This is a genomic window from Pseudomonas sp. NIBRBAC000502773 (assembly GCF_006517195.1).
Taxonomy (GTDB): domain Bacteria; phylum Pseudomonadota; class Gammaproteobacteria; order Pseudomonadales; family Pseudomonadaceae; genus Aquipseudomonas; species Aquipseudomonas marginalis.
Window position 1 is genome coordinate 6,478,133 of the sequence record NZ_CP041189.1, and the last position, 13,767, is coordinate 6,491,899.

The following is a 13,767-nucleotide window of genomic DNA, read 5'->3' on the forward strand; positions in this document are numbered from 1 at the left end:
TGAATCTTATGCGAGCACCTCAACATGATGGGTCATGAGTGGTTGACAGGCGTCGGTCTGATTTTCCTCGGAATAATAACGGGATTCGTCGGGACCAACACCGGTGGCAGTGTGTTTTTGACCGTTCCGGTGATGATCTGGCTGGGGATTGCACCTCAGTCGTCGATCGCCACTGCGCGCCTGGCCTCGGTAGGCACCATGGTTGCCGGACTGCGGCACTTCCATAACCAGGGAAAGGTCGATTATGCGCTGGCCTTTCCAGCTGCGGTACTGGGGCTGGTTGGGGCTCTGGCAGGCGCGAGCCTGCTTCTTCAAATAGATCCCGCGCTGCTGCACAAGGTAATTGGCGGGCTGACATTGCTGCTCGTCGCACTGTCCCTTATAAAAAAACCTCGTAGCGGCGAAACACCTCCCTCAGCGATCAGACGTCTGTTTGGCTATATCCTGTTTATCCCCGTAGGAATGATCGGCGGGTTATTTGGTGGGCAAGCCAAACTCTCGACGTATTTATTCATTATCTTTTTCAGAAAAAGCATCAGCGAATCGGTGGGTACCCGCAAAGTCGGTGGGCTGGTCCTCTCCGTGGGTTCATTACTGATTTTCGGCGTCAGCGGCATCATTGACTGGCAGTACGGATGTTGCCTGATTATTGGCACGCTATTGGGTGCAAATGCCGGCGCGAAGTTTGCCTTAAAGAAGGGCGACCAGTGGATGGAGGCAGTTTTCAATCTAGTCGTGGTCGCGCTGGCATTGAGGATGCTGTTCTGGTGACCAGATTGGATGGGGACTCGCAAATACGTAAATGGTCTCACCTGTAGGCAGGTTCTATGTGGGTTTCAGCGAGTTCTTGGAAGGTGGTGGAACGTAATGACTGCCAAGGGACTCACTCAGTCCCTTGCAGGTTCAAACCCTATAGCCAACCCTTGATCTGCGCACACACAGCCTGGGTGGAAATACCGTAGCGATCGTGCAACGTCGGAAGCGCTCCCGCATCGAGAAACGCGTCCGGCAACGCTATTTGCCGGAACGTCGGGGTAACGCCATTGCGCAACAGCACGGTTGCCACCGCTTCGCCCAATCCGCCAATGATGGAGTGGTTTTCGGCCGTCACTACCAGTCGTCCCGGCTTTCTGGCTTCAGCCAGAATGGTCTGCTCATCCAAAGGCTTGATGGTGGGCACGTGAAGCACCGCGACATCCACGCCCTCTGCCTGTAGTTCCTTGGCGGCTTCCAGGGCGCGCATGGTCATCAAACCGGTGGAAATGATTAAAACCTCATTGCCCGTACGCAGGGTCTTGGCCTTGCCGATCTCGAATGTGTAGCCATATTCGTCGAGCACCAGCGGTACGTTGCCGCGCAGTAACCGCATGTAGACCGGCCCTTGGTGCGCAGCAATGGCGGGCACGGCTTGTTCGATTTCCAGGGCATCGCAGGGGTCGACGATCATCAGGTTGGGCATGGCGCGGAAGATCGCCAGATCATCGGTTGCCTGGTGGCTGGGGCCGTACCCGGTGGTCAGGCCCGGCAGGCCGCAGACGATTTTGACGTTGAGGTTTTCCTCGGCAATTGCCATGCAGATGAAGTCATAGGCCCGGCGCGAAGCAAACACCGCGTAAGTGGTAGCGAAGGGCACGAACCCCTCCCGAGCCATGCCGGCTGCCGCGCTCATCAACAGTTGCTCGGCCATGCCCATCTGGTAGAAACGCTCCGGATGCGCCTTGGCAAAAATGTGCAGGTCGGTGTATTTGGACAAGTCAGCCGATAAACCCACGATGTCCTGGCGCTGGTCCGCGAGTGCGGCCAGTGCGTGACCGAATGGCGCTGGTTTTGTGGCCTGGCCTTCAGCGGCAATCGAGGCAATCATCGCCGAGGTGGTCAGCTTTTTCTTCGCCGCCGCGGGTGCCTGAACGTCAGTCTTGTGTGCGTTGCTCATACGGTTTTGCCTTCTTCCAGGTTGTTCAGGGCCACATCCCATTCATGCTCGTCGACGCGGATGAAGTGAGTCTTTTCGCGGGTTTCAAGGAACGGCACGCCTTTGCCCATTTTGGTATCGCAAATGATGACGCGCGGTTGTGCGCCGGGGTGGCTGCGGGCCGCGTCGAACGCCTTGACCAAGGCATCCAGGTCGTTACCGTCTACCCGCTGGGTGAACCAGCCAAAGGCTTGCCAGCGGTCAACGATGGGTTCAAATGCCAGCACTTCGCTGGAATGTCCGTCGGCTTGCTGGTTATTCACGTCGACAATGGCGATCAGGTTGTCGAGCTTCCAGTGCGAAGCGGACATGACCGCTTCCCAGGTGGATCCCTCATTCAGCTCGCCGTCCGACAGCAGGTTGTAGACGAATGAGGCGGACTGTTTGCGCTTCAAGCCCAGGCAGGCACCCACTGCGATGCCCAGCCCCTGGCCCAGGGAGCCGCCGGTGATCTCCATGCCGGGGGTGTAGGCGGCCATGCCGGACATGGGCAGGCGGCTGTCATCCGAACCGTAGGTTTCAAGTTCATCCAGTGGGATGATTTGCGCTTCAATCAGCGCCGCATACAGGGCGATCGCGTAGTGGCCGATGGAAAGGTAAAAGCGATCACGCTGTTCCCATTCCGGGTCTTCGGGCTTGTAGTTCAAGGCGTGAAAGTACGACACGGCCAGCAAGTCTGCCGCGCCCAGCGCCTGGCCGACATAGCCCTGGCCCTGGACTTGGCCCATGCGCAAGGCATGGCGACGAATGTTATGGGCGCGCTGCACCAGCGTGGTGGAGGACGCGCGAGATAAAGTGGCAGTCATGGAAATTCTCCGTTAACTCAACGATTGACCGAAGCGGCAGGAATGCGCAGCACCAGGCAGGCACCGATGCACAGCACACCGGTAATCAGGTACATGCCGATGGCGCTAGAACCGGTCGTGGTGGTGATCCAACCAATCAGGTAGGGCGAGCAGAAACCCGCCAGATTGGCAAAGCTGTTGATTCCAGCGATCCCGGCAGCGGCGGAGACGCCACCGAGCAAGGTGGTCGGCAGCATCCAGAACAGTGACGACGCCGACAGCACGCCTGCTGCTGCAAGGCACAGGCACAACACCGACAGCATCAGGTGGGTGCCGAACACCGCCGCCAACGTGAGGCCCAGCGCACCGGCAAGCATCGGCACCACCAGATGCCAGCGGCGCTCCTGGTGCTTGTCGCCGCTGCGCCCCATCAGCACCATCGCGACAATGGCGCACAGGTAGGGGAGGCTGGTGAGCAAGCCGATGTGCATCGGGTCGGCAACACCGGCATTACGGATAAGGGTCGGCAGCCAGAAGGTGATCGCGTACTGGCCCATCACCACGCAAAAGTAGATGCAGGCGAGAATCCACAGGCGGCGGTCGCGCAGGAAGGCGCCGACCGATGCATGGGTGACTTTGCGACTGTTGTCCTCGGCGAGTTCTTTGCTGACCAGCGCTTTTTCTTCATCGGTGAGCCAGGTGGCCTGGTGTACGCCGTCCTTGAGGTAAGCCAGCACCATCAGGCCAACGATGACGGTCGGAATGGCTTCGAGCACGAACATCCACTGCCAGCCCGCCCAGCCATGCACGCCGGCGAACTGGGTCATGATGTAGCCCGAGAGCGGCCCGCCGATCATGCCGGAGAGCGGGATGGCGATGAACCACAGCACGGTCATTTTGGCGCGGCGGTAGGAGGGGAACCAGTAGGTGAGGTAGAGCAGCAGGCCCGGTGCGAGCCCGGCTTCGGCGATACCGAGCAGGAAGCGCAGCGCATAGAACTGCCAGGCGGTTTCCACGAAGGCGAAGAGGGCGGAGATAATGCCCCACGAAATCATGATCCGCGCGATCCAGCGCCGGGCACCGACTTTGTGGAGGATGAGGTTGCTCGGCACTTCGCAGAGGAAATAGCCAAGAAAGAACATGCCCGCGCCGAGCCCGTATACGGTTTCGCTCAGGGACAGGTCATTCATCATCTGCAGCTTTGCAAACCCGACGTTTACCCGATCCAGGTAGGCGCACAGGTAGCACAGCATCAGGAAAGGCATCAATCGCCAGGCAGTTTTGCGATACGCGCTTGCGCGCACTGTGGACACAGTGTCGAGCGTCATGGTGGTCATCATGAGGGTCTGATCTCTTGTTTTTATAGAACGCCGGGCTTGAGGCCCGACGTATCTTCGATCCAGAACTTAATGGACAGCGGGTGCTGGCACCTGTGGTCAGTGGATCAACATGCCGCCGTTGACATCCAGGGTGATGCCGGTGAGGTAGGACGACAAGTCGCTGGCGAGAAACAGTGCCGCATTGGCAACATCCTGCGCGGCACCAAGCCGACCCAGGGGGATGCTTTCGATGATTGCGTGGCGGCGCTCATCCTGCATCAGGCCCCCGGTGATGTCGGTATGGATCAGGCCTGGCGCAATGGCGTTGACGCGAATGTTGTCCGCGCCAAATTCGCGGGCCATGGCCTTGCCCAGTCCGAGCACGCCGGCCTTGGCGGCGCTGTAGTGCGGGCCGCCAAAAATGCCGCCGCCGCGCTGGGCCGATACGGATGACATGCAGACGATGCTGCCCGAAGCCTGGGCGCGCATTACCGGAATCACCGCCTGGGACATCAACAGCGTGCCGCGCAGGCTGACATCCAGGACCTTGTCGTAATCGCTCGGGCGAATGTCCAGGGTCTTGATGGGCTGGGTGATGCCGGCATTGTTGACGAGTATGTCGATACGGCCGTAGTGCTCCAGCACCTTGGCGACCGCTGCCTGGACTTGTTGCTCATCGGCCACGTTGGCAGCCAGGCCCAGGTGGCCTTCGCCGAGGGTGGCGGCGGCGTCACGGGCGGCGGACTCGTCGAGATCCAGGATGACAACGCGGGCGCCGTGTTGGGCGAAAGTGAGCGCGGTTGCGCGGCCGATGCCGCGTGCGGATGCGGCGCCAGTAATAATCGCGACTTTGCCTTGAAGAAGCATGAGGGATACCTCTGATTGTTTTTATGGTTCGATTCAGCGATCGATGGCTCAGAGTGGTCCCCGTCGACGGGCCGAGCAATAACGCAAACCTCACTGCTACATGAATAAAATTCAGCACTCGTCAATGTGGACCGCAAATGCTTGAATGGCACGATCCGCCCGCGACCCAAAAACAATAGGCTGAATACCGATGCGCCAGGACGATATCCCCACCTCCAATCTGCCACCGCTGAGAGCCATTCAGGCCTTCGAGCAGACAGCCCGTTTCGGCAACCTGGCAAGGGCCGCCGAAGTGCTCGACCTCACACCGTCAGCGATCAGCCATCAACTGGCCAAGCTGGAGGTGATGATTGGTCGACAGTTGTTTGTGCGGGCAGCGCGTGGGGTGACCCTGACGCCAGTGGGTGAGCAGTACTTGAAGGATATTTCCGGTCTGTTGCAGAGCCTTGAGGTCGCCACCGAGCGCGCCGCGAGTGACGTCAGCCTGGATTGCCTGCGGCTGCATTCGGCCCCCAGCTTTGGCTTACTCTGGCTGATGCCGCGGTTGGAGTCGTTTCGCGCGAGCAATCCGGACATCCAGATCAATTTGTCGTGTTCCTATGAGTCGCTGCATTTCAGCCAGGACAAGATCGATGTGGATATTCGTCACGGCCGGCCTAATTGGCCCAGCTATGAAGTGCGTACCGTACGCAACGAAAGTTTCGCGGTGCTGGCATCGCCCAAGCTGATCGCGCGCTGCGCGGTAGAAAACGCCGCGGATCTCCTGGCGCAAGAGCTGATCCTTTCCGAAGCAACCTTGCTCAGGTGGCCTGAGTGGTTCGCCCAGCATGGCCTGGCGCGCCCCGAAAAGCCCTACGCCTTGAGTTTCGACCGCTCCTACATGAGCCTGGAAGCCGCGAGCCACGGCCTGGGGTTCGCCCTTGAAAGCACGCTGCTGGCGCAAAAATACCTGGCCAACGGTTCGCTGGTTGAAGTCGCCCCCGAAGCGTTGAGCGCTGCGGTCGCCGCCCACCATTTAGTGTTCCCGAAGGCGCACTCCAGTTTTCCCAGGGTCAGGCGGTTCTTGGGGTGGATGGAGGTGGAGTTAGGGCATAGTTTCGTGTTTTGAGGGGCTGGCCGTCCTAAGGCCGACCACCGCTCGCCAACCTGGCGGCGAAAAACGCGTGAACCTGTGCAAGCTCGGCCGCGCGCACCGGGCCAATATGACGAAAGGCCCGGACGGCGGCTCAGGCCAAGCTGCCTGGAGCAATGAAATGCTTATTCGCCAGCGCGGTCGTTGCCACCATGCGCGGCGATGAACAGGGTGACGGCCGATCGGCAATAGGATTCGATTTCATCCTCTGCTCTCGCCTCATCGAAGCGGGCGATCATCAGGAGATCGGAGCCTTTGAAAAGCGCGGCAAACAAGCGGGCGGACCCCAGAGGATCGGGCACGTTCAGCACCGCCTTCCCGTGCAACTGACGCAACAGGGCCTCGATCTGGGCGACGACATAGGCGGGGCCGGCTTCGTAATGGAGCTTGCTTAACGACGTTTGATTCGTCTTGTCGACCATGATCATGGCTTCGACACTGCGCACATCCGGGCTCAACAACGTGCGAAGCAGGAATGTTCCCACCGCCATGAGCTGATCTGCCGCCGAACCGTCGACGCCTTCAATAAGGGTCTGTGGTGCAAACTGATGGCAGTGGGCCGCGATGGCCGCGCTGTACAGCGCTTCCTTGTTCTCAAAGTGCCGATAGATGCTGAGCTTGGATATCTTCGCCCGCTGGGCGACCTTGTCCATTGTCGTCGCTTGAAAACCCAATTCCAAAAAAAGTTCGCACGCGGCGTCGACTATCGTTTGGCCAAGCGCCTCGTTGGCGGGCCGGCCGCGCCGACCCTGGTTGTGTTCAGTCATAAATATTCCAGTACTTTACAGTATTCTAATTCTTGAATTAGGGTACTTCAAAGTATCTTAAAAATGCAAGCCGATCTCCCTTCATCCACAGCGCGGAGCCCATCACCATGAATGACGTCATCATCATCGGCGGCAGCTTTGCCGGTCTTGCTGCAGCCCTGCAGCTCGGTCGTGCCCGGCGCAAGGTCACCGTTCTCGATACCGGCCTGCCACGCAACCGCTTCGCCGGCCACTCCCATGGCCTGCTTGGCCACGATCACAAGCCACCGCTGGAGATCCTGGCCGAGGCGCGGCGGCAGCTGGCGCGCTATCCCACGGTCAGGTTGGTCACTGCCCGTGCCGAGAGCATCTCCGGCGCCATCGACGATTTCTGCGTCCTCACTGGCGATGGCGAAAGCCTCAGGGCGCGCCGCCTGATCCTGAGCTATGGCGTGGTTGACCAGATGCCTGATGTTCCGGGCTATGCCGAAAACTGGGGCATCTCCATCGTGCCTTGCCCCTATTGCGACGGCTTTGAAGTCGCCGGCCAGCATTGGGGCCTCGTCTGGTCCGGCCCGCAATCGATGAATCAGGTCAGGCTGTTCCACGATTGGACCGACATGTTGACGGTCTTCGCCAATGGGCATGACCTTCCACCCGACATCCAGGCCGACCTGGCGCGACGTGGCATCTCTGTCGTCAATGGCCGGATCTCCGAAATCGACCATGACGAGAACCATAACGCCACCGTCAGGCTCAACGCCGGCCCTCCTGTCGCGGTCGACATTCTGTTCGCGCATCCGCGCAACAAGCCGTCTGCACGCCTGCATGAGTCGCTGGGCCTCGCCACGGTGGATACGCCCCAGGGTGTCGCCCTGAAGGTCGACGAGCGCCGCGAAACCAGCGTGCCCGGCATCTACGCCGCGGGCGACCTGGCAAACCCCCTTATGGCCTCGGTCACCCTGGCAATATCGCACGGCGCGACGGCGGGTATCTCCGCCCAACAGTCGATGCTGGTTTGAGGGCAATTCGGTTGTCGCAGGCTTCTGGAACACGGGTCTCAGAAGGTCGCCGTTCCCGGCTTTTGCACGGCCTGGTTAAAAACGAATCAAAACGAGGAGATGTCATGACAGAGCAAAATGCCTATCAGGTTGCCGACTGGAATGGCCAAAGCGGAGAGTACTGGGCCGCTAACCAGGCCCGGCTCGACGCCATGTTTGCGGTATTCGGCCAGGCCGCGATCGAAGCCGCCGCGCCCGCCACAGGCGAACGCGTGCTTGACGTCGGTTGCGGCGCGGGCGCGTCGAGCCTGGCTCTGGCCGCCCGCGTCGGCGCGGGCGGCCATGTGCTGGGCGTGGACATATCCGAACCACTGATCGGCCGCGCGCGTGCGCTGGCGCCACCGGATATGCCGGCCCGGTTCCGGGTAGCCGATGCCAGCACCGCCGAGTTGCCCGAGGGCGCGTTTGACCTCCTGTTCTCGCGTTTCGGGGTGATGTTCTTCGACGATCCGATAGGGGCGTTCGCCCATATGCGACGCGCGCTCCGGCCGGGCGGGCGGGTCGCTTTCGTTTGCTGGCGCGGTGTGGCCGAGAATGATTGGGTGCGTTTGCCGATGGGCGCGCTCAAGGGCATCCTCCCGCTGACCGCACGGCCCGATCCCGAAGCGCCCGGCCCATTCTCGTTTGGCGACCGGGAGCGCGTGGCACGCATCCTGACAGCGGCCGGCTTCACCGATATCACCAGCACGCCCTTCGATGCTTCCATCCCGTTCGGCGAGGGCGTGACGCGGGACGCGGCGATCGATGACGCGGTGAAGATGGCATTCGAGGGTGGCCCGCTGGCGCTTGTGCTCGCTGATAAGCCCGACGCCATCCGAGCCCGCGCCTGGGCCGCGGTTCGCGCCGCCTTCGCGGGCCTCCCCGGCGAGCGGTCGGTGATGATCGACGGCGCGACGTGGATCGTCCTGGCACGCAATCCGGCAAGCTGACAGGGATTGATAGGGGAGGTGTTTGGCCTTCCGCGTAGAGACAATTGACCTGAAACCAACCCTGATCATTGCGAACTTGTGACAAAAGTATAATTTGGTCACTCGTTGTCAAGCGCTTTTCGGATGCGTAAGCTAGCTCGCATGAACAAGACATCCATAGCTTCCCCCAGCATCCGTGGCCCAGCCGATCATGAGATCCGGAATCAGATCGTCGCGGCGGCCAATCAGCACTTCAGTCAATACGGCTATAGCAAAACCACGGTTTCCGACCTGGCGAAAGCGATCGGGTTTTCCAAGGCGTACATCTACAAGTTTTTTGATTCCAAGCAGGCGATTGGTGAGGCTATCTGTGGCAATTGCCTGGCGGAAATCATCTCGGCCGTAGAACAGGCCATTAATGCAGAGGACATCTCGCCGACCGAACGTTTTCGACGTTTGGTGAAAACGCTGATCGCTACCGGGGTGAATTTGTTCTTCAGTGATCGAAAGCTCTATGACATCGCCGCATTTGCAGCGTCTGAGAACTGGCCCTGCGCTCAGCAATATGATGCCTTGGTCAGGGGCTTCGTGTTGCAGATTGTGCGTGAAGGCCGAGAAATCGGCGAATTTGAACGCAAAACACCCTTGGACGAAACAGTCGATTCGATCCACCTTGCGCTGCGTCCTTTCGTCAATCCGTTGCTTTTGCAATACAACCTTGACTTCGTCGAGCTGGCTCCGGTCCTCACCTCCAATCTCATTCTGCGTAGCTTGATGCCGTGAGCCTGCGCTAATCATCTCTATCACTTTGCTCTGATATCAACGCTGAGATGATGGTGAACACCGATCCAGGTGGACACCCTTTTCCGGGGCGCGGTATTAACTCGAATCCGGGGCCTGATCCCCACCTTCACAGCCATGTATCAAACCTCACCAGGTAACTGAGTGGATTATCCGCGCAGCATTTGCCGCCTAGCCACGCATGTTCATTTGTCGAATTGGTGACTATTGACATAAATAGTCACATGAATAAATATGCTGTACCTATCCTGGAGGAATCGCCGCGGCGCGCACGATCTTCGTAACGCTGCGCAGCGGCCCCTCCCGGTAGCCCGCGCTCGGCGTGACGCTCTCTACCGCTTTATCCCGATGATCTATCGAGTCCTAATAATGAAAAAAATACTGCGCAGGACCCCGCTTGGCCTTGCTGTTGCCCTCTCGTCGACACAACTGTTCGCGAGCGGTTTCGCTCTCAATGAACAAAGCATCAGTGGGATGGGCTCCGGATTTGCCGGCCGTTCTTCATCGGCAGAAGATGCGAGTACCGTCTTCGGTAATCCGGCCGGTATGTCTCGCTTGAAAAAAGAGCAGGCCAGCGTCGGGGCGGCAACGCTTTTCGCAAAGGCCCATATAAGCCAGACGCGCAGCACATTCGGGGGGCAGGAGGACGGGGACATGGTGCCGACCACCACAGTGCCCATGGGTTACTACGTCAAACCCATCGATGAGCACTGGGCGTTCGGTGTGGGTTTCTATGTGCCGTTTGGGCTAATGACCGATTATGGCAGTGGGTTCGCCGGCCGCTACTACGCCAACAAAAGTGAGGTCACGACCCTTACGTTTCAGCCCACCATCAGCTATGCGTTCAACGACAAGGTCTCCATCGGTTTTGGACCGACCATCAACCGTATCAGTGGTGAGCTTTCCGGGATGGTCCTCAATCCACTCAGCCCGGGCCGCAATGACGGAAAACTCAAAAGCACCGGCGACGACACGGCGCTTGGGTTTAACGCGGGTATTCTAGTGCAGGCGACAGATCGAACTCGGTTGGGTCTGACCTATCACTCCAAGGTCAGCTACCAGCTGGATGCCAAGACCAAGCTCACCGACGGCATCTTCAGTGTGCTGGGTGTAAGCGGTACGAGCTATGACGCGTCCTTGGATGTGGACACCCCGGAATCAGTCGATTTTTCCGTGACTCACCAACTCAACAGTGACTGGACGCTCTACCTGGGCAGTACGTGGACGCGCTGGAGTCGCTTCAAGGAATTGGTGTTCGAAAACAGTGGCTTGCCTGCGGCGTTGAGCGGAACGCTGAGTCGTATTACCGAGGAGCAGAACTGGCACGACACGTGGGCGCACGCTATCGGCACGGCGTATAAGCTGAACAATCAGTGGGTTCTTCGCGCCGGCTTCTCGGTTGACCAGTCCCCCACCAACAACGTCAACCGTGGGCCGCGAATCCCTACCGGTGACCGGAAAGTCATCAGTGTCGGGGCAGGGTGGACGCCGGCGGAGAATGTCACGATCGATGTGGCGTATTCCTACCTATGGGAGGAAAGCGTACAGGTCAATGACGTATCCGCCTCAAGAGGCGCCTACAGCTCGAAGTATAAAAATAGCGCGAGCGGTTTGGGCACTTCTGTCAGCTATCGATTCTGACTCGCGGCGGGGCCTGAGAGCGGATACCTAGTGGATCAGGTATCCGTCGTGGGGGCATTGCCTGGCCCGCTCAAACACCCATTACCCGTGACATCAGGCCCTGGTGAAGTCGACGGGGTGTGGCCCAGGTCAAGACCGCAATAGCCTTGTTGCCAAAGCCCGGCACGACGCTCATGCGGCCTGCGTGCAACGCTTGTATCCCCGCTCGCACTACAGGCTCGGGTTGCATCATGACCCTCTTCAAGACCGGTGTTATCTTTTGTTTGGCACTTGCTGCAAACCCGGTATCCGACATGCCTGGACAAAGCGCTGTGACCACCACGCCGTCTTTTTTGAGCTCACGATGCAGGGCGTCGGAGAATCTGAGTACGTAAGCCTTGGCGGCAGAGTAAACCGCAAAGTTCTTCACGCCCTGGTAGGACAGCAGGCTGGCTGTCATCAAGATATGCCCCTTGCGCCTGGCCCGCATATCCTCTGCAAACAGACGAGTGATGGCGGTCAGGCTGGCGACGTCCAGGTCGATCATCGCCAGGGAGCTTTCCAGGGGCTCATCCAGGAATGCTCCCTGCAAGCCGTAACCCGCATTGTTGATCAGGACATCGACCACCGTATTGCTGTCATGCAGGCGCCGATGCAGATCGATAATCACATTTATTGATGAAAGATCTGCTTGCTGCACCATCACGTCGACGTCGAAACGACTACGCAATTCGTCCGCGAGTGCTTCAAGCTCGTTCAGCCTGCGGGCTACCAGAATCAGGGATTTCCCTTTTGCGGCGTACTGTCGGGCAAATTCCTTGCCGAATCCGCTGGAGGCTCCAGTAATGAGCACCCATGAATTTTCTTTCACTGCCATCTTGCATACCCCTTGTTTGAATCTCGAAAACCACCCGTGTCATCGGCTCGTCAGTCGGCTATCCGAGGGCTGCCAGCCGCCACCCAGCGCCTTGAACGCGGCGACTGCCGCGCGTGCCGATTCGGTTTGTGCCTGCGCCCGAGCGTCGGAAGCCTGAAGCAGGGTCTCGTCAGCGTGCAGGACGTCAATCAAGCTGGCCGTGCCTTTCTCATAAGCAGTGAACGACGATTGGCGCGCTTGCGTCAGAGACGTCTCGCCTCCAATGAGGGTGGACGCTTGGGCGTCCCGATTCACCAGTGAGGAGAGCGCGTTCTCGACATCCTCGGTGGCGCGCAGCACAGACTGACGGTAAGCGGCCATGGATTCGGCTTCCTGTCCCTTGGCTTGGTCGATTTGGGCGTTGATGCGACCGAAGTCGAAGAGTCTCCAGCGCAGTCCGAGTACGCCCGACGATTGACTGGCGCCGCCGGAAAAAAGATTGCCTGCCGATACAGCCGTCGCACTCCCCAGTAAGGCGCTCAGAGAGAACTTAGGGTAGTACTCGGCAATCGCCTCCCCGATGCGTGCGTTTGAAGCGGCAAGGCGGCGCTCGGCCACTATGAGGTCAGGCCTGCGGCGCAGTAAGTCGGCTGGCGTTCCCATGGCCTTTAACTGCGGCGCTGCCGGAATGCTTGCGACCATGGCAAGTTGCGTGCGATGAGTACCGGGTGGCGTGCCGAGCATGACATCGAGTGAATTCATGGCCGCATCCAGACCGGTCTGCAGCACCGGTACGGTGGCTTGGACCTGTGCTAAAGCCCCCTCGGTCTGACGAACCTCATGGCTGGCGGCAAGCCCCTTGTTGTAGAGCAATTGGACTTTCTCCAGCAACCCCTGCTGGGTTTTGACTTGTCGATTCGCGATGTCCAGCCGAGCCTGCAGTCCGCGGACAGTGATGTAGATATCCGCAGTCTGTGCGGCGATGGCCAATCGCGTGGCTGCGGCGCCAGCCTCGGACGCTTGGTACTCGGCCAGTGCCGACTCGCGTCCGCGTCGCAGGCCGCCAAAGACATCCACTTCCCAGCTGGCATTGAGGTCGGCCTCGTAGGAACTGCCATAGCGATCATAGCCAGGGGTTGAGTTCAGCACCTGGCCGAGTGGCGTCTCGACTGATTGGTAGGCGCGGGCGGCCTGGCCGCTGATATTTCCCGAGGGCCATAAAGCGGCATTGGCGGCGCCTAGTCCTGCCCGCGCCTGCGCGACTCGTGCCTGGGCCTGCGCCAGATCGAGGTTCTGTTCAAGCGCCTTGGCGACGAAGTCGGCGAGCAGTGGATCACCGAAGCCCTCCCACCAGATGACGAGGCTGGCAGGCGTCACCCCTGGTCTCTGCTCGACAGAAGACTGGCCCAGGTAGCGGTCCGGGAGCGGGGCGTCCGGACGGCGATAGTCCGGACCGACCGCACAACCTGTCATCAAGCTGGCGCTGATCAAAAAAGCAGCGGGGCGGAGGGAGTGCATTGGGATTCCTTGAATCGAACATTGTTGGTGACCATAGTACTGTATGGTCACTCTCTGTCAATTGAGGCCCCTGGGCTAAATTCAGGTATGATTGAAAAATATCGTTCATCTCCGTCATGTGCTGCTTTGGAGTATGCGGGCCTGCATCAACCCAGTCTTGTTGCAACGAGGTTATGAGCGGT

General features: G+C 59.5%; 13 protein-coding genes. 6 read left to right on the forward strand and 7 right to left on the reverse strand.

What is annotated here, in order from left to right; genetic code table 11:
• The first annotated feature begins 24 nt into the window (after positions 1–24).
• Positions 25–771, forward strand: a complete 747-nt coding sequence (locus NIBR502773_RS29575) for a sulfite exporter TauE/SafE family protein (RefSeq protein WP_141157682.1) — start codon at positions 25–27, stop codon at positions 769–771.
• A gap of 139 nt (positions 772–910) precedes the next feature.
• Here the strand turns inward: NIBR502773_RS29575 and NIBR502773_RS29580 are convergent, their stop codons facing one another.
• From NIBR502773_RS29580 to NIBR502773_RS29595, 4 genes are all read right to left on the reverse strand, one after another.
• On the reverse strand, positions 911–1,933 hold the full coding sequence (locus tag NIBR502773_RS29580; RefSeq protein WP_141157683.1) for a transketolase family protein: 1,023 nt from the start codon (positions 1,931–1,933) through the stop codon (positions 911–913).
• On the reverse strand, positions 1,930–2,778 hold the full coding sequence (locus NIBR502773_RS29585; protein ID WP_027605721.1) for a transketolase: 849 nt from the start codon (positions 2,776–2,778) through the stop codon (positions 1,930–1,932). Before NIBR502773_RS29585 ends, NIBR502773_RS29580 begins: the two co-directional genes overlap by 4 nt.
• A 17-nt stretch (positions 2,779–2,795) precedes the next feature.
• Positions 2,796–4,097, reverse strand: coding sequence for an MFS transporter (locus NIBR502773_RS29590; protein WP_065941615.1), 1,302 nt, complete (start codon positions 4,095–4,097; stop codon positions 2,796–2,798).
• Between the two features lie 96 nt (positions 4,098–4,193).
• On the reverse strand, positions 4,194–4,943 hold the full coding sequence (locus NIBR502773_RS29595) for an SDR family NAD(P)-dependent oxidoreductase (RefSeq protein WP_027605723.1): 750 nt from the start codon (positions 4,941–4,943) through the stop codon (positions 4,194–4,196).
• A gap of 190 nt (positions 4,944–5,133) precedes the next feature.
• On the opposite strand from NIBR502773_RS29595, the gene NIBR502773_RS29600 reads away from it, so the two are divergent.
• Positions 5,134–6,051, forward strand: a complete 918-nt coding sequence (locus tag NIBR502773_RS29600) for a LysR substrate-binding domain-containing protein (protein ID WP_027605724.1) — start codon at positions 5,134–5,136, stop codon at positions 6,049–6,051.
• A 149-nt stretch (positions 6,052–6,200) separates the two neighbouring features.
• Here NIBR502773_RS29600 and NIBR502773_RS29605 read toward each other — a convergent pair whose 3' ends face one another.
• Entirely contained in the window at positions 6,201–6,842 is a 642-nt protein-coding gene (locus NIBR502773_RS29605) for a TetR/AcrR family transcriptional regulator (RefSeq protein WP_141157684.1), read from the reverse strand.
• Positions 6,843–6,949: 107 nt separating this feature from the next.
• Between NIBR502773_RS29605 and NIBR502773_RS29610 the strand changes: the two genes are divergently transcribed.
• The 4 genes from NIBR502773_RS29610 to NIBR502773_RS29625 all read left to right on the forward strand — a co-directional run bounded on the left by NIBR502773_RS29610 (position 6,950) and on the right by NIBR502773_RS29625 (position 11,232).
• Positions 6,950–7,843, forward strand: coding sequence for an NAD(P)/FAD-dependent oxidoreductase (locus tag NIBR502773_RS29610; RefSeq protein WP_141157685.1), 894 nt, complete (start codon positions 6,950–6,952; stop codon positions 7,841–7,843).
• A gap of 104 nt (positions 7,844–7,947) precedes the next feature.
• Entirely contained in the window at positions 7,948–8,811 is an 864-nt protein-coding gene (locus NIBR502773_RS29615; RefSeq protein ID WP_141157686.1) for a class I SAM-dependent methyltransferase, read from the forward strand.
• 141 nt (positions 8,812–8,952) lie between these two features.
• On the forward strand, positions 8,953–9,573 hold the full coding sequence (locus tag NIBR502773_RS29620) for a TetR/AcrR family transcriptional regulator (RefSeq protein ID WP_141157687.1): 621 nt from the start codon (positions 8,953–8,955) through the stop codon (positions 9,571–9,573).
• 387 nt (positions 9,574–9,960) lie between these two features.
• Positions 9,961–11,232 (forward strand): OmpP1/FadL family transporter, encoded by a 1,272-nt coding sequence (locus NIBR502773_RS29625; RefSeq protein ID WP_141157688.1) that lies wholly within the window; start codon positions 9,961–9,963, stop codon positions 11,230–11,232.
• A gap of 70 nt (positions 11,233–11,302) precedes the next feature.
• On the opposite strand, the gene NIBR502773_RS29630 is transcribed toward NIBR502773_RS29625, so the two are convergent.
• Together NIBR502773_RS29630 and NIBR502773_RS29635 are read right to left on the reverse strand one after the other, a co-directional pair.
• Positions 11,303–12,088 carry an SDR family oxidoreductase gene (locus NIBR502773_RS29630; RefSeq protein ID WP_141157689.1) on the reverse strand — a complete coding sequence of 262 codons (786 nt, stop codon included), beginning with the start codon at positions 12,086–12,088 and terminating at the stop codon, positions 11,303–11,305.
• A gap of 39 nt (positions 12,089–12,127) precedes the next feature.
• Positions 12,128–13,585, reverse strand: a complete 1,458-nt coding sequence (locus NIBR502773_RS29635; protein ID WP_141157690.1) for an efflux transporter outer membrane subunit — start codon at positions 13,583–13,585, stop codon at positions 12,128–12,130.
• Positions 13,586–13,767 lie beyond the last annotated feature (182 nt).